The 21,209-nt window shown below is 49.7% G+C and carries 18 protein-coding genes; 10 read left to right on the top strand and 8 right to left on the bottom strand.

Annotation, left to right across the window (positions count from 1 at the left end):
• Positions 1-60: 60 nt before the first annotated feature.
• From M0415_RS09030 to carB, 6 genes are all read left to right on the top strand, one after another.
• Entirely contained in the window at positions 61-654 is a 594-nt protein-coding gene (locus M0415_RS09030) for a GNAT family N-acetyltransferase (RefSeq protein WP_249554244.1), read from the top strand.
• A 141-nt stretch (positions 655-795) separates the two neighbouring features.
• Positions 796-1,605, top strand: coding sequence for a M48 family metallopeptidase (locus tag M0415_RS09025; protein WP_011716090.1), 810 nt, complete (start codon positions 796-798; stop codon positions 1,603-1,605).
• A gap of 192 nt (positions 1,606-1,797) precedes the next feature.
• Complete coding sequence (bamJ, locus tag M0415_RS09020; protein WP_011716091.1) at positions 1,798-2,415, top strand: BamJ family beta-barrel-assembly machinery protein; 618 nt, start codon at positions 1,798-1,800, stop codon at positions 2,413-2,415.
• 72 nt (positions 2,416-2,487) lie between these two features.
• Positions 2,488-3,300 carry a 4-hydroxy-tetrahydrodipicolinate reductase gene (dapB, locus tag M0415_RS09015; RefSeq protein WP_011716092.1) on the top strand — a complete coding sequence of 271 codons (813 nt, stop codon included), beginning with the start codon at positions 2,488-2,490 and terminating at the stop codon, positions 3,298-3,300.
• A gap of 168 nt (positions 3,301-3,468) precedes the next feature.
• Positions 3,469-4,629, top strand: coding sequence for a glutamine-hydrolyzing carbamoyl-phosphate synthase small subunit (carA, locus tag M0415_RS09010; RefSeq protein WP_088210913.1), 1,161 nt, complete (start codon positions 3,469-3,471; stop codon positions 4,627-4,629).
• A gap of 27 nt (positions 4,630-4,656) precedes the next feature.
• Positions 4,657-7,881 (top strand): carbamoyl-phosphate synthase large subunit, encoded by a 3,225-nt coding sequence (carB, locus tag M0415_RS09005; protein ID WP_086903370.1) that lies wholly within the window; start codon positions 4,657-4,659, stop codon positions 7,879-7,881.
• A gap of 129 nt (positions 7,882-8,010) precedes the next feature.
• Here carB and M0415_RS09000 read toward each other — a convergent pair whose 3' ends face one another.
• The 4 genes from M0415_RS09000 to M0415_RS08985 all read right to left on the bottom strand — a co-directional run bounded on the left by M0415_RS09000 (position 8,011) and on the right by M0415_RS08985 (position 12,503).
• Positions 8,011-8,730, bottom strand: coding sequence for a substrate-binding periplasmic protein (locus tag M0415_RS09000; protein WP_249554246.1), 720 nt, complete (start codon positions 8,728-8,730; stop codon positions 8,011-8,013).
• Positions 8,731-8,978: 248 nt separating this feature from the next.
• A complete protein-coding gene (locus M0415_RS08995) occupies positions 8,979-10,067 on the bottom strand; it encodes a methyl-accepting chemotaxis protein (RefSeq protein ID WP_011621760.1) in 1,089 nt (362 codons plus the stop codon).
• A gap of 317 nt (positions 10,068-10,384) precedes the next feature.
• Positions 10,385-11,758: a magnesium transporter gene (gene mgtE, locus M0415_RS08990; RefSeq protein ID WP_249554256.1), complete on the bottom strand. Its 1,374-nt coding sequence runs from the start codon at positions 11,756-11,758 to the stop codon at positions 10,385-10,387.
• 22 nt (positions 11,759-11,780) lie between these two features.
• Positions 11,781-12,503: a hypothetical protein gene (locus M0415_RS08985; protein WP_249554258.1), complete on the bottom strand. Its 723-nt coding sequence runs from the start codon at positions 12,501-12,503 to the stop codon at positions 11,781-11,783.
• A gap of 680 nt (positions 12,504-13,183) precedes the next feature.
• Between M0415_RS08985 and M0415_RS08980 the strand changes: the two genes are divergently transcribed.
• Positions 13,184-14,317, top strand: a complete 1,134-nt coding sequence (locus M0415_RS08980) for an endonuclease/exonuclease/phosphatase family protein (protein ID WP_249556579.1) — start codon at positions 13,184-13,186, stop codon at positions 14,315-14,317.
• Between the two features lie 37 nt (positions 14,318-14,354).
• On the opposite strand, the gene M0415_RS08975 is transcribed toward M0415_RS08980, so the two are convergent.
• The 3 genes from M0415_RS08975 to bufA2 form a co-directional block, all read right to left on the bottom strand.
• Positions 14,355-15,170 (bottom strand): HvfC/BufC N-terminal domain-containing protein, encoded by an 816-nt coding sequence (locus tag M0415_RS08975; protein WP_249554260.1) that lies wholly within the window; start codon positions 15,168-15,170, stop codon positions 14,355-14,357.
• Complete coding sequence (bufB, locus tag M0415_RS08970) at positions 15,167-16,048, bottom strand: MNIO family bufferin maturase (RefSeq protein ID WP_249554262.1); 882 nt, start codon at positions 16,046-16,048, stop codon at positions 15,167-15,169. Before bufB ends, M0415_RS08975 begins: the two co-directional genes overlap by 4 nt.
• A gap of 83 nt (positions 16,049-16,131) precedes the next feature.
• Positions 16,132-16,584: a BufA2 family periplasmic bufferin-type metallophore gene (bufA2, locus tag M0415_RS08965; protein WP_249554264.1), complete on the bottom strand. Its 453-nt coding sequence runs from the start codon at positions 16,582-16,584 to the stop codon at positions 16,132-16,134.
• 468 nt (positions 16,585-17,052) lie between these two features.
• Here bufA2 and M0415_RS08960 point away from each other — a divergent pair, with 468 nt between their 5' ends.
• The gene (locus tag M0415_RS08960; protein WP_126512576.1) at positions 17,053-18,243 is read left to right on the top strand and encodes a class I SAM-dependent rRNA methyltransferase; all 1,191 of its coding nucleotides are present in this window, start codon (positions 17,053-17,055) and stop codon (positions 18,241-18,243) included.
• Between the two features lie 91 nt (positions 18,244-18,334).
• Here the strand turns inward: M0415_RS08960 and rpiA are convergent, their stop codons facing one another.
• Positions 18,335-18,994 carry a ribose-5-phosphate isomerase RpiA gene (rpiA, locus tag M0415_RS08955; protein ID WP_011621766.1) on the bottom strand — a complete coding sequence of 220 codons (660 nt, stop codon included), beginning with the start codon at positions 18,992-18,994 and terminating at the stop codon, positions 18,335-18,337.
• A gap of 295 nt (positions 18,995-19,289) precedes the next feature.
• Between rpiA and M0415_RS08950 the strand changes: the two genes are divergently transcribed.
• Positions 19,290-20,216, top strand: a complete 927-nt coding sequence (locus M0415_RS08950) for a DUF808 domain-containing protein (protein ID WP_126512578.1) — start codon at positions 19,290-19,292, stop codon at positions 20,214-20,216.
• A 93-nt stretch (positions 20,217-20,309) separates the two neighbouring features.
• Positions 20,310-21,197, top strand: coding sequence for a 3'-5' exonuclease (locus M0415_RS08945; RefSeq protein ID WP_249554266.1), 888 nt, complete (start codon positions 20,310-20,312; stop codon positions 21,195-21,197).
• Positions 21,198-21,209 lie beyond the last annotated feature (12 nt).

Raw genomic sequence — 21,209 nt, 5'->3', positions numbered from 1 at the left:
TCGGAACTGGGATTAGGTGCTTGCTCATATTAGAGGCTTACTCAGATTAAAGGATCCGGCATGGCGTCGACATTAGCGAGAAGTAACGCACTTCACCACATGGTAACTCACGGGTTAACTACCCAACGTTTTACGCTTCGGCGATTTCAGCGAGCGGATCTCGAGGCTTTTACCGCCTATCGAGCCGAGCCTAAGGTCGCTAAATATCAAAGCTGGACGGATTACTGTTATAGCGATGCTGTCGCGTTATTTGAGAACATGGATTACGCACAATTTGGCGCGGCGGACACTTGGTTTCAATTGGCGATTGTCAGCGCTGCATCAGCAAAGACGCCTGCCACCTTAGTGGGCGATCTGGCGCTGCATTTTATCGATGAGCAGCAAATGGAAATCGGCTTTACGATTGCGCCTGAGTATCAAGGTCAGCAGGTAGCATTTGAGGCCATCAGCGCATTGCTGGATTATCTCTTTGTGGAATTAGATAAGCATCGTGTTATTGCGATAACCGATACTCAAAATCTTGCCAGCTGTCGATTACTCGAAAAACTCGGTTTTCGGCGCGAAGCCCATTATGTCAAAAATATCTTCTTTAAGGGCGCATGGGGCGATGAATACCTCTATGCCATGTTAAGGGAAGACTATATTGCACCTTAACTGGCTCGAAGCTTCCTCGTGCTGTAAAGCAAGTTCTGAATGTCGTTTGGCTTCTGCTTGCTATCTCAGTAAAATCTTAATCATGATTAGTTGAGTCACTTGGCTGCTAGGTTCGGCCTCGTTCGGATTAAGGAGTTCCCTATGAAAGCAACAACACTCGCCTTAGTGGCGGTTGGACTCACGTTAGGATTATCGGGCTGCGCGACCACGAAATCGCCCACGGGGCGGGGTCAAACCTTGCTGTATTCGGCATCGCAGATGCAGCAAATGGGGGATGCTTCTTTTGAAGAAATGAAAAAGCAGCAAAAGATCAGTAGCGATAAAAAGCTGACTCAGTATGTAAATTGCGTGGCGAATCGCGTCACCGCTGTGCTGCCCGATCAAAGCCAGAAGTGGGATGTCGTCTTGTTCAACTCCGAACAAGTTAACGCCTTTGCATTGCCGGGCGGACACATTGGCGTGTATACCGGCTTACTTAACGTCGCGAGTACTCCGGACCAACTGGCGACCGTATTAGGCCATGAAGTGGCCCACGTATTAGCCCAGCACGGTAATGAGCAGGTCTCTCGGGCGCAGATGACGGGCATGGGGATGCAAATCGCCGATGCCGCCCTTGGCGCGAGCGGCGTCTCAAACCGTGACTTATATATGTCGGCCTTAGGACTAGGTGCGCAGGTCGGGGTGATTTTACCCTTTGGTCGCGCTCAAGAGAGTGAGGCGGATGTGATGGGGCTGGAGTTGATGGCGAGGGCAGGGTTCGACCCAGCGCAGAGCGTGGTGCTCTGGCACAATATGTCGAAAGCGGGCGGTAGCCAAGGGCCAGAGCTGTTATCAACCCATCCATCCAACAGCAACCGCATCGCCCAACTCGAGCAATTACAGGGGCAAATGCAGCCTTTGTATCAGAGCGCAAAGGCAAGTGTTAAAAACCAATGCGTGTTGCCGAAATAGCGATTTAGGGCGTGGCCTTCGCTTAGATGCTGGCCTTATCGTGCCGCAATTAGGCGCGAATGCTGGATAAATAAGCATCGGTTACGTAAAATCGCCGCCAAAGTTAAATAAGCAGTCAGTTTATCAGCATAGGGCGTGGAACTATGATAAACTGGCGCGCAAAATTCCATTGAACATTGAGAGTCGTTAATTATGTCTGATAAATTCAGTACTGTTGAACAGCAAGCAAGCTATGGTGTAGGTCGTCAAATGGGCGAGCAACTGGCTGCTAATTCTTTTGAAGGTGTGGATATTGCTGCCGTTCAAGCAGGTTTAGCCGATGCATTTGCTGGCGTGGAAAGCGCTGTATCTATGCAAGATATGCAAGTTGCATTCACTGAGATCAGCCGTCGCATTCAAGCGGCTCAAGAGCAAGCTGCTGCAGAAGCTTCTGCCGAAGGCGAAGCCTTTTTAGCTGAAAACGCTAAGCGTGCAGGCGTGATCGTGACTGATTCTGGTCTGCAATACGAAGTATTAGTTCAAGGTAGCGGTGCAAAACCAACCTACGAAGACACAGTACGTACTCACTACCATGGTTCTTTCATCAATGGTGACGTGTTCGACAGCTCTGTAGTACGTGGTCAACCAGCTGAATTCCCAGTATCTGGCGTTATCGCTGGCTGGACTGAAGCCCTGCAACTGATGCCAGTAGGTACTAAGTTAAAGTTATTCGTTCCACATCACTTAGCATACGGTGAGCGTGGTGCGGGTGCTTCTATTCCTCCATACTCAACGTTAGTATTCGAAGTCGAGTTGTTAGACATCGTCTAATGTGATTGAAACGCCTAAGCCAGTCTTAGGCGTTTTTGTATGGAAGTGATGAACAGGTTTGAGGAGATTGAAATGGGTGGACAAGTGAGAGTTGCAATTGTCGGTGCGGGTGGGCGCATGGGACGGACTCTTATTGAATCGGCTTATCATCAAGAGCACATTCGCTTAGGCGCGGCTATCGAGCGTCCCGGTTCAAGCTTAGTCGGCGTGGATGCGGGCGAACTCGTGGGTGTGGGGAAGTTAAATGTCATTATCATGGATTCGCTCGACTATGCGACCGATGACTTTGATGTGCTGATTGATTTTACTGCGCCAGAGGCCAGTATTGTCCATTTAGACTGGTGTGTGCGCCATAAGAAAGCCATGGTGATCGGCACAACTGGTTTCAATCATGCTCAAAAAGAACAGATCAATGCCTTTGCCGAGCAAACGCCGGTGGTGATGGCGCCGAATATGTCTGTGGGTGTCAATCTGATGTGGAAATTGCTCGAGTTGGCCGCTGAGGTCATGGGCGATTACACCGATATCGAAATTATCGAAGGTCACCACAGATATAAGAAAGACGCGCCATCTGGCACGGCACTAAAAATGGGTGAAGTGATTGCCAAGACCTTAGGTCGTGATCTTGAAAAATGCGCCGTCTATGGCCGCGAAGGGATCACTGGCGAGCGCGACCGTGAAACTATCGGTTTTGCGACTGTGCGTGCAGGCGACTTAGTCGGTGAGCATACCGCCATGTTTGCCGATATCGGTGAGCGTTTAGAGATCACCCATAAAGCCTCTAGTCGTATGACCTTTGCTAATGGCGCTATGCGTGCCGCCCATTGGTTAGTGGAGCAAAAACCGGGTCTGTATGACATGCAGCAGGTATTAGGTTTGAATTAACAGAAAAAACGCCATATTGGCGTTTTTTTTTGCACTCAGATACCAAGGTGTAGACGAGTTCGGGTTTATCCTGTAAACTCGCTGGAATTTGTTAAAATTTCGTAAATAAGCGGAAATTGGTATCTTAACATAGCATAAAAACATTACATTTCAGTGGCTTGGCTCTTTATGGAGGTCGCGTTGACAAAGTCTGCCTTACTCGTACTCGAAGATGGAACCGTATTCACTGGCACAGCAATTGGTGCCGATGGTCTCTCTGTTGGTGAAGTTGTTTTTAACACTTCCATGACAGGATACCAAGAAATTTTAACTGATCCCTCTTATTCACGCCAAATAGTAACTTTAACCTACCCCCACATTGGTAACACTGGTACCAATAATGAAGACGTCGAATCCAATGGGGTTCATGCTTGTGGTTTAATCATTCGCGATCTTCCACTCGTAGCAAGTAGTTTCCGCAATCAGCAAACCCTCAGTGATTATCTCAAAGCAAACAATGTTGTTGGCATCGCAGATATCGATACTCGTAAATTAACTCGAATCCTCCGTGAAAAAGGTGCCCAAGCGGGTTGCATCATGGCGGGTGCTGACTTAGATGAAGCGAAAGCACTGGCTGCGGCTAAAGCCTTCCCGGGTTTAAAGGGCATGGATTTAGCAAAAGAAGTGACGACTGACAAAGCCTACCCATGGCGCAAGGGTAGCTGGCGTTTAGTGGGCGGCTTGCCTGAAGATACGCCAGCCGAAGCGCTGAAGTACAAAGTCGTTGCCTACGACTACGGCGTTAAGCAAAACATCCTGCGCATGTTGGTTGACCGTGGCTGTGACGTCACCGTTGTTCCTGCAAAAACATCGGCAGCTGAAGTGTTAGCGATGAACCCAGACGGTGTGTTCCTCTCTAACGGCCCTGGCGACCCAGAGCCATGCGACTACGCAATTGAAGCGATTCAACAAATCCTGAAAACCGATACGCCAATTTTCGGTATCTGTTTAGGCCACCAGTTACTGGCATTGGCATCAGGCGCGAAAACCTTAAAGATGAAGTTTGGTCACCACGGTGCTAACCACCCAGTGAGCAATATCGAAAAAGGTAACGTGATGATCACCAGCCAAAACCACGGTTTTGCTGCCGATGAAGCCACATTACCTGCCAATATCAAAGTGACTCACAAGTCACTGTTCGATGGTTCACTGCAAGGTATCCATCTGACGGACAAACCTGCGTTCAGCTTCCAAGGTCACCCTGAAGCGAGCCCTGGTCCGAACGATGCGGCCCCACTGTTCGATCACTTTATCGAGCTTATTGAACAATACCGTCAGAACGCTAAGTAATACGCAAGCTAGGAGAAGAGAGAAGCAATGCCAAAACGTACAGATATAAAGAGTATTCTTATCCTAGGTGCAGGCCCAATTGTTATTGGTCAGGCGTGTGAATTCGACTATTCAGGCGCTCAAGCCTGTAAAGCCCTGCGTGAAGAAGGTTACCGCGTCATTCTGGTGAACTCTAACCCTGCCACCATTATGACCGACCCTGAAATGGCCGATGCCACTTACATCGAGCCAATCCAATGGGAAGTGGTACGTAACATTATCGCCAAAGAACGTCCTGATGCGATTCTGCCAACCATGGGCGGCCAAACCGCGCTGAACTGCGCCCTTGAGCTTGAAGCTAAAGGCGTACTGGCTGAATTCAACGTTGAAATGATCGGTGCAACCGCCGATGCGATTGACAAAGCAGAAGACCGTAGCCGCTTCGACAAAGCCATGAAGAGCATTGGCTTAGAGTGTCCACGTGCGGGCATCGCCCACAGCATGGAAGAAGCCTATGGTGTACTCGACCTCGTTGGTTTCCCTTGTATTATCCGTCCATCATTCACTATGGGTGGCTCAGGCGGTGGTATCGCCTACAACAAGGAAGAGTTCGAAGAAATCTGTTCTCAAGGTTTAGATTTATCGCCAACCAAAGAGCTGCTCATCGACGAGAGCTTAATCGGTTGGAAAGAATACGAGATGGAAGTGGTTCGTGACCGTAACGACAACTGTATCATCGTGTGTTCTATCGAAAACTTCGACCCAATGGGCGTGCACACTGGTGACTCTATTACCGTTGCCCCAGCACAAACCCTGACAGACAAAGAATACCAACTGATGCGTAACGCCTCTATGGCGGTACTGCGTGAGATTGGTGTTGAAACCGGTGGTTCGAACGTACAGTTTGGTATCAACCCGAAAGATGGCCGTATGGTTATCATCGAGATGAACCCACGTGTATCACGTTCATCAGCATTGGCGTCTAAAGCAACGGGCTTCCCAATCGCGAAAATCGCCGCCAAGTTAGCGGTCGGTTTCACCCTCGATGAGCTGATGAACGACATCACTGGCGGCCGTACGCCAGCGTCATTCGAGCCAGCCATCGACTACGTCGTGACTAAGGTACCTCGCTTTAACTTTGAAAAGTTTGCCGGCTCAAACGATCGCTTAACCACTCAGATGAAATCAGTGGGCGAAGTGATGGCGATTGGCCGTACTTTCCAAGAGTCACTGCAAAAAGCCCTGCGCGGTTTAGAAGTAAGCCGTCACGGCTTTGACCCAATCACTGACTTAACCAAACCCGATGCCTTAGCGCGCATTCGCCTCGAGCTGAAAGAGCCAGGCTGTGACCGTATTTGGTACATTGCCGACGCTATGCGTGCGGGTTTAACCCTGGATGAAATCTTCCGTTTAACCAACATCGACCCATGGTTCTTAGTCCAGATTGAAGAGCTGATTAAGCTGGAAGGCCAAGTGGCCGAAGGTGGTTTAGCCGGTCTTAACGAAGAACTGCTGCGTAAGCTTAAGCGTAAAGGTTTTGCCGATGCGCGTCTGGCGGCGGTCCTTGGCGTAAACGAGACTGAAGTTCGTAAACTGCGTGACCGTTTCGACATCCACCCAGTTTACAAGCGCGTAGATACCTGTGCGGCTGAATTTGCCACCGACACCGCTTACATGTACTCAACCTATGAGGAAGAGTGTGAAGCGAACCCATCTGACCGTGAGAAAATCATGGTGTTAGGTGGTGGTCCAAACCGTATCGGTCAAGGTATCGAATTCGATTACTGCTGTGTGCACGCGGCATTAGCACTGCGTGAAGACGGTTATGAAACTATCATGGTTAACTGTAACCCTGAAACCGTTTCTACCGACTACGACACTTCAGATCGTCTGTACTTCGAGCCTGTTACCCTAGAAGACGTGTTAGAAATCGTCCGTATCGAGAAGCCAAAGGGCGTTATCGTACAGTACGGAGGTCAAACTCCGCTGAAACTGGCTCGCGCCCTTGAGGCGGCGGGTGTGCCAATTATTGGTACTAGCCCAGATGCGATTGACCGTGCAGAAGACCGTGAGCGTTTCCAGCAAGCGATTCAACGTCTGGAAATGAAGCAGCCTGAAAACGATACAGTCACGACCGTTGAAGGTGCTGTGATTGCGGCCGAGCGTATCGGTTATCCATTAGTTGTTCGTCCATCCTACGTACTGGGCGGCCGCGCGATGGAAATCGTTTACGACCAACAGGATTTACTGCGCTACTTCAACGAAGCGGTGAGCGTATCTAACGCTTCGCCAGTCCTGTTAGACCACTTCTTAGACGATGCTATCGAAGTGGATATCGACGCAGTATGTGACGGTGAAACCGTGGTTATCGGCGCGATTATGGAGCATATCGAGCAGGCGGGTGTTCACTCAGGTGACTCAGGCTGTTCACTGCCTCCTTACACCTTAAGCCAAGCAATCCAAGACGAAATGCGCGTGCAAGTACGAAAGCTTGCGATGGAGCTGGGTGTTGTCGGTCTGATGAACGTACAGTTTGCCGTGAAGAATAACGAAATCTACATGATTGAAGTTAACCCACGTGCAGCGCGTACCGTGCCATTCGTATCGAAAGCGACTGGTGTGCCGTTAGCTAAGATTGCCGCCCGTGTGATGGCGGGTCAAAGCTTGAAGGCGCAAAACTTCACTCAAGAAGTTATCCCACCTTTCTACTCAGTGAAAGAAGTGGTACTGCCATTTAACAAGTTCCCTGGCGTTGACCCACTGTTAGGCCCTGAAATGCGCTCAACAGGTGAGGTGATGGGCGTGGGCGATACCTTCGCCGAAGCCTATGCTAAGGCGCAGTTAGGTGCGACTTCTGAAGTGCCTAAGTCTGGTCGTGCGCTGTTGTCTGTGCGTAACAGCGACAAGAAACGTGTTGCCGACTTAGCCGCTAAGTTGATTGAGCTGGGTTATCAAATCGATGCCACCCACGGTACTGCGGTAATCCTAGGTGAAGCGGGTATCAACCCACGCTTAGTGAACAAGGTGCACGAAGGCCGTCCACACATTCTTGACCGCATCAAGAACGGTGAGTACACCTATATAGTGAACACCACTGAAGGCCGTCAAGCGATTGAAGACTCTCGTCAATTACGTCGCGGTGCACTGCGTTACAAAGTGAACTACACCACGACCATGAACGCAGCATTCGCCACTTGTATGGCACACGCTGCGGACGACCGCACTAACGTGACGTCAGTGCAAGAGCTGCATCAGCGCGTATTGGCAAAATAAGCCATAAGCCTCTGTAACCAAAGGCCGGATAACCTAGTTATCCGGCCTTTCTTTTTGCACTCAATACCTTGTACTAAAGATTTATTGTCCAACGCGCTCGGTTTCCATTGGCGGCGCATCATTGGGCAGTCAGCGGTGATAAATTTGTGCAAAGGTGCCATCGGCCTTGATGTCGATAAGCGCCTCTTTCCATTGTTCTATTTCTTTGTTGGGGGTTCCCTTCGAAAATGAAATGTACAGATGATTTTCGCTGATCGTGTAGAGGGATTTTACGTCATCCATACTTGCGCCAGCTTCGGCGAGAATACTCGGTGCGGTGAGATTAGTATTGCACCATAAATCGATACGCTTTTTCATCAGTTGCTTCGCGCTCAGTAACGGCGTGGTAGAAGGGGCAATATTGGTAAACTGATGCTCCATTAATAATTGATCTTCCACGGAAGAGCGATATACACCCACGGCTTTAGCCTGCTTGGCATCATCAATCGAGCTGATCTTGAGTTGGCTATCTTTTAAGGCGTAGAAGTTGATGGTCCCCGTGGCGATAGGGCCAATCATGCTGAACAGTTGTTCCCGTGCTGGCGTTCTGGTCATGGCAAACAGCACTGTATTAGGTTGCTCCGTCATAATCTTCCAGCCGCGAGCCCAGGGAACGACCTTGATGGGATCCTGATTATTCACGCGCTTTTGAATTTCTTGCACCACTTGTACCGCTAAACCATCGGGTTTGCCGTCGACGGAAAAGCTAATGGGAGCCCATTCTTCGGTATAAATACTGAGGGCGGCAAGCGCTCGGTACGGAAGAATACACAGGCACACTGCAAGTAGTAAGTGTGTGACAAACTTCATTAATCACCCTAAAAATGAAACGGTTATCGGCAAGTCTCACTGCATGCTCTCAATGAAGTAAAGTTGATAAGCCCTAGGCTATCAAGGCGGCTCTAGGGTATTTGTAGGTTGTGATGGCGCGATGGCTTCTAGTCAGCGGCACATAGATAGTGAATTTCCCCTGCTACGAGTGCAGGAGCGGGAAGGGAAAAGAGACTTAGCAATAAAAAGAGCGCCCAAGGGCGCTCATATCTGCTGACAGTCGCGAGTTACTGGCGATACACATCTCGCAGTAGATTATCGAGGCAAGCCACAACCCGCATACTCGAGTCTTCCATAGCATGTAACTGCTTTACCATGTCTGCTAAGTTGCCTTTCTGTTTTGCTGCCAGCGCCGCTTTACCCGCATCGTGCACTGCTTTATGGGGAGCGTCGAGAGCTTTAAAGTTGCTTAAATGCTGATAATTTTCCGCGCCAAATCCTTTGAAATACCATTGCCCCAAACGGCACTCTGTATGGGAGTTCACACTGTGGTTATGTTGATTCTTCTCAATTAATTGATACACATGGCTCTTCCATACTGCGTGGTCGAGTTTAGTGGTATTTAAAAAAGAAGCGGTCGCCGCATTGTGGATCACCTGCTGCATTTTGTGGGAGCGTTGGAGTACATCTTCAACCACTTGGCCGATTTGAGTCGAAGAAGAGGCGACATCGAGGGCGCTGTTTTGATTGTTGTGCACAATTTCTTTGATATTCGACGCCTGTGCCACAATCTGTTTTACCAGTTTTTCAATTTGGCTACTTGCCTCGTGGGCCTTACTGGCGAGTTGTCTTACCTCGTCGGCGACAACAGCAAAGCCTCGGCCAGCTTCTCCCGCACGAGCCGCTTCGATGGCGGCATTGAGGGCGAGTAAGTTGGTTTGCTCTGAAATGCCTTGAATGGCGGAGACAAACTGATTAATTGATGAGGTAGTGTTATTCAGCTCGGTTACGGCATCCATACTGTTGGTGGCTTGCTCGTTGATGTCAGTCGCGCGGCTACCTAAATTGGCAATAGCTACCCGTGTTTGATCAAATATTTTATCTAATTCAGACAGCGCAGCCTGTTCTTCTGTGAGTAATTCAGCGCTGCTGGCTAGGCCTTCTCTCACTGCATTTAGCATCTCGCCGCCTTGGTTTTGGCAGGCGATGACTTCGCTATACAGATCAATATGCTGACGGGACTGTTGCTGCATGGCCTCGTTTTCTCTGGCCATGTTTTTTAACTCTTCAATTTCCAATTCGTGTCTGTGTTGTTGATCCATCAGCCGCTGTTTAAGCGCTTCGTTTTCTGCTTTGAGTTTGGAATGAAACCACATAAAAAACCTCTAAACCTTTGTCGATATTGTTATGGCAGCAGCTTGTTCGCCGATTAATGGGCGATTCCTGTGAGGCAGGTGTTAAATCAAAATGCGGCTAGTAAAAGCGTAATCTACCCCAGCATTTTATTCTTATCATTTTCTTAATAAACAACAAATTTATGAACTGGCGCAAATAACGGACCTCAACCAGAGGGGAAGACAGAGCGATAAATGCCTTTGCCTTCCCATGGTGGTTTTAAGCTATGACACCAATCTGTGCGTCACAGCGTCATTTGACTGCAAACGCTGTGACGATTTGTTAGATGACAATCGACCTATGCCGTTGGTAAGTCGAGTATCAGAGTGGCAATACTAAAGTAAACCAGCACACCAATGATATCGGCTATTGAGGTGATAAGTGGCGCGCTGGCTGAAGCTGGATCCATTTTTAACTTGCTGAGTAAAAAGGGCAGTGACATACCAATCAGGCTGCCAATGATCACCACAATTTGCATGGTCAGTGCGACGACGAGGGCAATTTCAGGGCCGCCGCGCCAGAAACCGAGCAAGGAGACCGCCAGTGCCATGCTGGCACCGAGTAATCCCGCAACCCCTAACTCGCGCGCTAGCAGTGTGAGCCAATCCTTGAGTATCACTTCGCCCGTGGCTAATCCCCGCACCATTAAGGTAGCGGATTGCGAGCCAGCATTACCGCCGCTGTCGATAAGTAAGGGCAGAAAGAACACTAAAGACACATAGCTCGAAATCGTATCTTCGAAAAAGGCGATGCCCGCCCCGGAGAAGATATTGCCAAAGACCAAAATCACCAACCAGACCACGCGCTTACGGTAGAGTAGCCCTATGCTTGCGGTCTTTAAATTGTGTTCGATATTGCCGATGGCCGCGGTTTTGGTGAACTCGAGATCGGCCTGTGAGCTGGCAATATCCATCGCATCGTCATAGGTCACAATCCCGACCAATTGCCCCTTACCATTGATGATGGGCAGGGCCAGCAGATCGTAATGGGCGATCATCTGCACCGCTTCTTGGCATTGGGCGTTGGCATCCAAGGCAATAGGGTTGGGCTTCATAAAATCGACCACCCGTTCTTCTGGCTGAGCCAGCAGTAATTGCCGTAGCGAGACTGTACCAATTAAGCGTCCCAACATATCAACCACATAGGCTTGATATATGGTTTCTTTGTCGGCGGTTTCCGTGCGAAGCATATCAATCGCCTGGGCGGCGGTATGTCGACTATTGAGTAAGGTGTAATCCGATGTCATCGCCGCACCGACCTTGGTTTTATCGTAGGCGGCTAAGGTACGCAGATCTTCCCGTTTAGCCTGCGCTAACACTGGCAAGAAGAGTTTTTGCTGCTCGGGTTCAAGCAGATTGTAGAGATCGGCGCGCTCATCCGCCGCCATCGTCAGTAATAGCGACGATAGTGTCGCTTTATCAAGCTGTTGCACTAATGCGGCTTGCTGCTCATCGCTTAAATAGCGCAGTAAATCGGCGGCAACTTTTGCCGGTGCCAGTTGCAAAAACACTAATTGCTGCGACTGACTAAAGGTGCTGAGCGCGGTGGCAATGTCCGCGGGATGGCGCTCTTTGGCCAAGGCGACCATGCTCTCGCTGTCGCGTTGTTCTAGGATGATTTGCAGGGCTAAGATGATTTGCTTAGTGTTTTTTTGGTTGTTGTTCATGTTCATAGGTCATTCTCCCAACGAGCTATTAGCCAAAGAAAAAAGTGATATCAGCACCGAATTGCTGGGCGTTTCCCTTAAGGTCATTGCCTAGGCTGAACTCGAGTTGCAACTGTCTTTTGAGTAACCATTGATAGGCAAGACGGTAGGCGTGTGCCTCGGGTGCTTTGCGATAAATTTCGCCGATCCATTGCTGATCTTCGCTCTGCGCTAAGGCAATGGCGATGCCTGCGATCAGTTGTGGCGACTGAGCCGCGTGTTGATAAAAGCCCAAATTGCTATAGAGGCGTAAATCCCGCTCCGCCATCTGATATCCCATAATGCTGAGCACTTCTGTGGCTATGGGGTGAGGATCTTGATGATGGTGTTGCAGATTAATGGCCAGCGCGCTCTGCCAAGGGCCAGTGTCGATAGGCAAAGGCAACTTAATGCCCAACTCGGTTTGCTGTTGGTTATTGCTGCTGTCTGCTTGTTCTTCAACGCTTAGATGTTGATGTTCAAAGCTTAGATGTTGATGTTCAAACCCTAAGTGCCATTCCCATTGTCCTTGGTTGCAGGTCGCCGCCGTTTTGAGTGCTGAGGCAGAGTGATCCGATCTAGGTTGTTGCCAGCCGAGTTGCAGCTCGCAGCGCTCGGCGATGCCAGGATCATCAACGTCCAGTAAAGAAGCGTTCGCCGTGACGCTAAGGCATAGCCCAAAGAGGGCCAAAGGTTGCCGGGCTAAGGTGGATGTATGCTTGATATAAGCCATAGGTAAACTCCCAAAGTAAGGGAGGCCTACTGGGGCAAAACATGGGTGAAGATGTATTCAATGGTCAGCACTTTCCCTCCAGCCAAAGGCCGGATAAAACCAATAGCCGAGCGCAAGCATAAGCTGATTGGCCATGGGGAAAGGCTTAAATTGAATATATGGGAGTGGAGTGAGGAAGCGTCACGCTACTACCCTGCCTAGCAGGTAGCAGCAAAAACATTGCGGGCTAGTGCTAGGTGTTTAATCCTGTCACTTGGACAGGGCATCTACTGTCACTTATGTGTGTGCCCACAGTGGGTCTCCGCAATGATAAAAGTGGCTAGATTCTAAACCGCGAAAACGCAAAGTCAAACCTGAGTGCCAATTCACTATGTTTATGTTTGAATTTGGTTTTTATTCTTGAGTGAATTGAGTTGGTTGGTTTTAATCTTGTTGCGCCTTGGTGGTTAAGTGTTCTCAGTGAGTGGGTTGCTTGTTGGTTTTATGGGCTTTCTTGCCTAGGTCGCTGGTGGCAATGAATGTGCTGTGATTGATGATCAAATCGATTTAGGTATAACCTTGGGTATCACGCCTTAAGATGGCATCTCTTGCCTAAGTCATTGGGGAAATAGGCCATTTTGATGCGTAAATCCGTTATAGGCGCTGTTGATAGCATGATTTGGCTAAAGAGGAATAATACCGTGGCGCAGCATTCCCCAGAATTGTCGAGTTCGACCGAGGCGACGCAATCGAATATTAAAATTGTGACCGTGAATCTATTTAACTTTATCGAGCCGCCCTCAGCCTTTTATGATTTTGAGAATATCTATAGCCACGGCCAATGGCAGAAAAAGTGCCAGTGGTTTAGCGAGTTATTGAATCAACACCATCCGGATATTGTTGGGTTTCAGGAGGTGTTTAGCCCTGAACCGTTACGCCAGCTTGCGTTTCAGCAGGGACTCACTCACTTTGCGGTGGTCGATAGTGCGACCTTGGTCAGTGACTATATCTACCAAAGCCCTGTGGTGGCGTTGGCGTCTCGCTTCCCTATCTTAGAGGTACACGCTATCGAACCAGAGGCGCACTTAGTGGCGGCGATGGGGCTGTCGAGCGAATTTAGCTTTAGTCGTAAAGTGTTACGGGCGACGGTGGCTGTGCCGCAGATTGGCCCCTGTGATTGCTATGTGGTGCATTTTAAATCTAAGCGGCCGGGATTGGCTTTAGAGCCGCATCCTTTGGGCTTGTCGTTAAATGCCCCGTTGGATCTTAAGTTACACACCGAGACTAAGCTATTAACCGAACAGGCCCTCGGGCGCTGGGCGTCGACCATGCAGCGGGGCGCCGAGGCGGCATTGCTGTTCCATGCCATACTCGCCAGAAGGCAGAGTGCCAAATATCCGATGATCCTGATGGGGGATTTTAACGATAGTTTGTCCTTAGGCGCGCTGGATGCGTTAACCCTCCAAGGCGAAGCGCTGCACAGTAACGATATAAAAGCTGCTGGGCTTGGGCATTTATCCGATGCGATGTTAGCGCAAGTGTTTGCCCACTATCGATTACAAGATGCCTATGAGCTATTTATCGAAGCCAATGTAGCCGATAACGCCGTCCATTACCGTGAGCATAGGGCGCCCACCCATTACTATGGCCCTAAAGGATCAGTGCTGGATTATGTGTTGCTCTCCAATGAGTTTGATGCCAGCGATAGCCGCAGTTTGGCGCAGGTGGTGGATTATCAGACCTGTGATAGACATTTAGTCAGGCCCGAATATGAGCGAGATGCCTATAGTACCGACCATGCGCCCGTGATGGTGGAGTTGGCACTGCGGCGTTAGCGGTTCGAGCCGCTGCTTGTGTATAGAGACTGATGATTTAATCGTTCGGCTGAACACTCAATATCAAGCCTAACTGAAACCAAGCTTGCAGCGCTTGCAACAGCTGCTGCATGGCCTCTTCTGGCGCAAAAAAGTTCAGCATCAATTCGCATTGCTCGGCAATATTGGCGCCGTGAATAAATCCTTGAATCAAGGCTAATTGGTATTCTGCGAGGGAGATAAATTCCGTTAAACGGCTTTCACCGCGCCAAAGTAACCAAGCGCGTTTACCTTGATAATCGGGCGTGGGCGGGACTTGTTGATGCTTTAAGGCTTGCCAGATTTCGACCGCATTGCTGGCACATTCAAAAAGCTGCACGCTTGGGTGAAAACGCAGTTGGCAATAGGGCCAAGCGTCGGCGGGTAAGGATTGCAGCGCCGCAAAGCTTGCGCGCTGTTCATCTTTGGCATCGAAGGTGTTGAGTAGTCTGCGCTCGAATCTCGCAATATCGCTGATAATCGGATACTGGCTAAAAAAAGCGTCGCTGGCTAAGTAGTCGGGCAGGGCATCGGCAAATTGGCGTAACGAAGTAAAACGTGAGGGCTGGTGGGCGATATAGCCATTGGCCATGCGCGCGAATAAGTCATCGCCCAAATACTGGCCGAGTATTTCATGGTCGGTATCGAGGACTTCGGTTAAGCGAATGCGATAGGCATTGGCGTAAATCTGCATGCGGATATCACGGCCTACGCCGCCTTGCTCGGCAACTTTGTCACTAAAGGATTTTTCTATGGTTTCTGGTATCGGCGTTTGGGCGGCGCTTGCCAGCAGATAATCTATAAATTGCTGTTGGATCTCGCGAAGTTGACTCATACCACCATCTCCTGCCGCGGTCTGTAAACCAGAGGATGTGACTCGCCTAACGTGGTGCGGGCGATGTTACGGGCAATCGCCAACTCGGCTTCCAATGCATTAAATTCGGGGATATTGGCATCGCGCTCAATCATAGTGCTGACACCACCAAAGCGGGTTAATGCCTGCCGATACAGCTCCCAGACACTGGGGCAAACGTCGTGATCATGGGTGTCGATAACATAGTCGCCGTAATCCGAGTGACCCGCTAAGTGAAATTGTTGCACCCGGTTAGGCGCGATTTGCAGCAGATAATCCTCGGGGGGGAACTGATGGTTACGGGCGCTGACATAGATGTTGTTGATGTCTAACAGCAATAGGCAATCGGCCTCCTCGGCTACTGCGTTAACAAATTGCCACTCATTCATGGTGGAGCCTTGGTAGGACAAATAGCTGGAGACGTTTTCCATCAGAATGCGGCGGCCTAAAAAGTCCTGCACTATGCCGATGCGCTCGGCCACGTGTCTCACGGTTTCTTCGGTGTAGGGTAGGGGCAATAAGTCATGGCTATTGATGCCGTGGATGGAGGTCCAGCAAATATGATCCGAAATCCATTGGGGTTGTACTTCATTCGCGAGTTGTTTGAGCGCCTTAAGATAATCCATATTCAGTGGATCTGTGCTGCCGATGGATAAAGAAACGCCGTGCATCACCAGTGGATAACGCTCGGCAATCTCACTCAGGTAATAGCGGGGTTTTCCGCCTGCGACCATAAAGTTTTCCGAGAGTATCTCGAACCAGTCGACTTCGGGCTGATGCCTAAGCACATGGTCGAAGTGCTGGGTTCGCAGCCCTAAACCAAAACCTAGGGTGGGGTGAGTGAGACGCTGTTTATCCATGTATCAACCTCATGATGACTGAGTAGCTGAAGCGGTCCAGATTCCGACCGCTTCTTCCTCTGTGCCAAGCTTGCGGATGAGCCTTAGGCGCCGACTTTACCGCCTAAGTCGCCACAGGCTTTGGCTGGGGTGGCAACAAAACCACTGCCTTTACAGCTGGCGTGTCCGGCGCAGGCATTGTCAGCAGTTTTACAGTCGTTATGGCCTTTACAGGTATTGATGCCATAGCAGTGCACTAGCTCGGTATTGGCGATTTTGCCCACCCAATCATCGGCGACTTTGCCACCGACATCGCCACAACTCTTGGATGGCATAGCCACAAAACCACTGCCTTTACAGCTGGCGTGTCCGGCGCAGGCGTTATCTGCGGTTTTACAGTCGTTATGGCCTTTACAGGTATTCACGCCATAACAGTGGACGAGGTCGCTACTGTCGGCGCTGGTCAGCGGTTCTGCTGCACTTACTTGGCTTGCCATACCGGCCATGGCCATAGCAAGTGCTGCACCTGAAAGTGCGGTTTGGGCTTTCTTATTCATGGTCTCTTCCTTTGCATTCTGACTACATGAGTCATCTTGTTGATTAGCTTGCTTTTATAACGACAGCACCAATAGGCAGCATATAAAGCGGATGGATAAACACAGGAATAAGCCTAGTTGCTTGTGCAGCTTTTGCTTAAGTCCTGTTACTGGGATAAGACCTTAAGGGGCGAGAATATCTTTCAGCAAAATCCTGTTTCTCTCGTCGAAAATCGTGCTGGTTTGCCAAAAATCGGCTGTGGTAAGTGGGTTTTGCGGCGAAAACTAAGCTATGATCGCCATCACTTAGCGCGGCACTATTGCGCGTTGTTGACGGTGGACACGCGTTGTTTACTGTGGATGGCTCGCGCTCAAACGATATTAGGTATATTATCCGCTTCCATTTTTTGAAGACGGCGCCTGACGAACTTAACGCAGTTTGTTGTGGCGGTTCAATTTAGCAAGGCGGTACTTTTTTAAGGCGGTACTATGGCAGTCAGAATCAAACTTAAACCCGGTCGCGAAAAGTCCCTTGAGCGTCGTCATCCTTGGGTCTTTTCCAACGGGATCCACAACGTAAAAGGTAAGCCCGAAGCGGGCGATACCGTCGATGTGGTTGCCCATGATGGTCATTGGTTGGGCCGTGGTGCCTGGTCTCCTGAGTCTCAAATCCAAGTGCGGATTTGGACTTTTGATCGCGAAGAAGAAATTGACCGTGAGTTTTTTAAGCGCCGTATTCTGCGTGCCCAAGCGGGACGCGACGATCTCATTCGTGAGCAAGGCTTAACTGGTTACCGCTTAATTGCCGCCGAGTCCGATGGTCTGCCCGGTATCACCATTGATAAATACGCCAATGTGTTGGTCTGCCAACTGCTGAGCATGGGCGCCGATGTATGGCGTGACACTATTGTCGATGTGCTCGCCGAGCTGTATCCCGATTGCGCGATTTACGAGCGCTCAGACGTTGATTCCCGTAAGAAAGAAGGCTTAGCCTCTACCATGGGTTTACTCCATGGCACGCTGCCTGAAATGCCCGTCATTATTGAAGAAAACGGTATCAAGATTGCCGTCGATGTGACTAAGGGTCATAAGACTGGTTTTTATCTCGACCAGCGCGACAACCGTGCCATGGCCGCGCGGTTTGTGAAGGGCAAATCTGTGCTGAACTGTTTTTGCTACACGGGCACCTTTGGCCTGTATGCCGCTAAGGCGGGCGCCGCCAGCATTGAAAACGTCGACGTGTCGGCACTTGCCCTCGATACTGCGCGTTTGAACATGCGAGTCAATGGTTTAAATGATGACAATGTGCATTACAACGAAGCCGATGTATTTAAGCTGTTACGTCAGTACCGCGATGAGGGTAAAACCTTCGATGTGATCGTACTCGACCCGCCAAAGTTTGCCGACAATAAGTCGCAGCTCAATGGCGCCTGTCGTGGCTATAAAGATATCAATATGATTGCGCTACAATTATTAAATCCGGGCGGGGTGCTGTTGACCTTCTCTTGCTCGGGATTAATGCCTGCGGATCTGTTCCAAAAAATCGTTGCCGATGCGGCACTGGATGCTAAGCGTGAGATCCAATTTATCGAGCGTTTAAGCCAGGCGAGCGATCATCCGATTGGTAGTGCCTTCCCAGAAGGTTTTTACCTCAAGGGCTTAGTGGCTCGAGTGTGGTAATCGCTTCATCGTTTTAGAGTAATAAAAAATGCCGATGCAGTTGCATCGGCATTTTTGTTTCTCGCATGGGAGTCTTTCGACTCACCTTGCCTTAAGCGGTAAAGGTTTTCACGCCTTCAGGTGTGCCAACCAATAACACATCGGCGCCGCGTTTCGCGAACAAACCGTTAGTCACTACGCCGACGATGGCGTTGATCTTTTCTTCTAATTCCTTAGGATTGATGATCTTAAGGTTGTAAACGTCGAGGATTACGTTGCCGTTATCAGTCACAACGCCTTCACGGTACACTGGGTCGCCGCCGAGTTTGACGAGTTCACGGGCCACGTAAGAACGCGCCATTGGGATCACTTCAACGGGCAGAGGGAATTCACCCAAAATATCCACTTGTTTAGTGTTATCCACGATACAGACAAACTTTTCAGCCACTGCCGCAACGATTTTCTCGCGGGTTAATGCCGCGCCGCCACCTTTGATCATGTCCATATGGCCGTTGATTTCATCGGCACCATCGACATACACAGATAATTTATCGACGCTGTTTAAGTCATAAACTGGGATGCCAAGGGCTTTCATTTTTTGGGTTGAGGCTTCTGAGCTTGATACCGCACCTTCAATATCAGCCTTCATGGTGGCGAGGGCATCGATAAAGTGATTGACGGTTGAGCCTGTGCCTACACCCACAATACTGTCTTTCTCAACGTATTTGAGAGCAGCCCAGCCAGCGGCTTTTTTCATTTCATCTTGAGTCATGTTGACATCCTGTAATGGCAAATGAGTAAAAAATTCTGGGCTTAGTATACTCTTTTCCATCAAAGTGTGTGGTGCTATTGCACTGTAGCTGTGATCTTGGGCGGTGATCTTATGCCGTGTTCGGCTTAATGTGCTTAAGGATTTAATCACTAAGCGAACTCGTTAAAATAAGTGATGTGCCTAAGATAAAGCCCATTTCGCTATTGACGATTCGCTAGGCGGGCTTAATCTAACTAAGTTACTATTGCGAAAGCAGAATTGATAAAAACAGCATTATTTGTTTAAGGGAGCATGTATGGCAGGGGCGAGTTTATTAACCTTACTCGACGATATTGCATCCATTTTGGATGACGTGGCGGTGATGAGTAAGGTCGCGGCCAAGAAAACCGCCGGGGTATTAGGGGACGATTTGGCCTTAAACGCCCAGCAAGTGACAGGCGTGAGTGCCGACCGTGAATTACCCGTGGTCTGGGCGGTCGCTTTAGGTTCGTTTCGCAATAAATTGATTTTAGTGCCGGCGGCTATGTTGATCAGCGCCTTTATTCCTTGGGCTGTGACGCCCTTATTGATGTTCGGCGGCTTGTTTTTATGTTTTGAAGGCTTTGAGAAATTACACCACAGCTATAGTCATCGCAAAGACAAACACGCGGAGCAGGCCGAATCTGACTTACCCGAGATAAGCGATCTGGCGGCCTATGAGAAGGAAAAAGTGAAGGGCGCAATTCGTACCGACTTTGTGTTGTCGGCAGAAATTATTGCCATCACTTTAGGCATAGTTGCGGATAAGTCGCTGACGACGCAATTTTTTACCCTCGCGATTATCGGTATTGTGATGACCATAGGCGTTTATGGTTTGGTGGCGGCGATAGTCAAAATGGACGATGCGGGTCTGTATCTGAGCCAGCGTCAGGGCGAGTCGAGTTTTACTCGCTTTAATCGTAAGTTGGGGTTTGGCTTACTGAGCGCGGCGCCCGTGTTGATGAAGAGCTTAACCATTATCGGTACTGCCGCCATGTTTATGGTGGGCGGCGGCATTCTAACCCATGGATTACATTGGGTCGGCGAGCAAATCCACCATGCCGAGCAATTTGTGGAAACCATTGCCGTTGTCGGCCCAGTGCTTGGATTACTGACGCCAAGCATTCTTAACGCGCTCTTTGGCATCGCGGCGGGCGCGGTGGCGGTACTGCTGATGACTGGATTCCAAAAGCTGCGTAACTGATGCGTTTTTGCTCCTTTATTGCTGATCAGCTAACCCGAGTTGCGCGAGTGCGAATGTGCTCGCGGCGATTATTTCAACGCTCAAGGACGAAGTATGCAATTAATGCGTTATTGCCTTTCTCCCAATAAGTTGGCTTGGCTGCGTCAGGAATTAGGCGAACATGCCGACGAGCTTATCGCGGCGATGGATGCTGCGGGGAGTCAATATCTTGCAGGGTTAGCCGAGTCACAAGCGGGGGACTTATCGGCAGGCGATTCGCAACTTAAGTTCCAATGGTTTCAGCAAAAACTCGCCCTAACGACGCGATTAACCGATGCTGAGCTGGCAAACCTCGAACCACTGTCGCTGGTGGATATAAAGGGCGAAATGCGGGTTGAGTTAGTCACGCCCGATACGCTTGCCACCGCATTACAACAACTTAGCAGTGAGTCTGTGCTGGGGTTTGATACCGAAACGCGGGCAAGCTTTGAGCCGGGTGTTCAACATCCCTTGAGCTTAGTGCAATTGGCGACCTCAGATACCTGCTATTTATTTCAGCGGGCGGTATTGGGTGAGAGGCTCGCCGAGCTCAAACCTTTGCTCGAAAATGAACAGATCCTCAAAGTGGGGATTGGATTAAGGGGCGATGGCCAAGCACTGAAACGGGATTGGGATATTCAGGTCTCCCCTAGACTCGATTTGAATTGGGCGATGGCGCAGCTCGGCGCTGGGAAGGAAATGGGTACGCGGCAATTGGTGGCGGCATTACTGCATAAACGCATCGATAAACCTAAAAAAATTACCCTCTCGAATTGGCAACAGGTGCCTTTATCCCAAGCGCAAATTCAGTACGCCGCCCTCGATGCATTGGCGGCGAACCTCTGTTTTTGGCAGTTAATCGACAAGCTACAAGGTTTTTATGGCAAAACGACTGTCGGTAATAAACCCTTATTGCCGCCGAGTTTAGCCGCACGACTCGCGAGCTATTTTCATCCAGCTTAAGACTTGAGATAA

The organism is Shewanella sp. 10B (assembly GCF_023475885.1).
Lineage (GTDB): Bacteria > Pseudomonadota > Gammaproteobacteria > Enterobacterales > Shewanellaceae > Shewanella > Shewanella mangrovisoli.
Note: the sequence above shows the minus strand (reverse complement) of the source record. Positions and strands in the feature narration are given on the sequence as shown.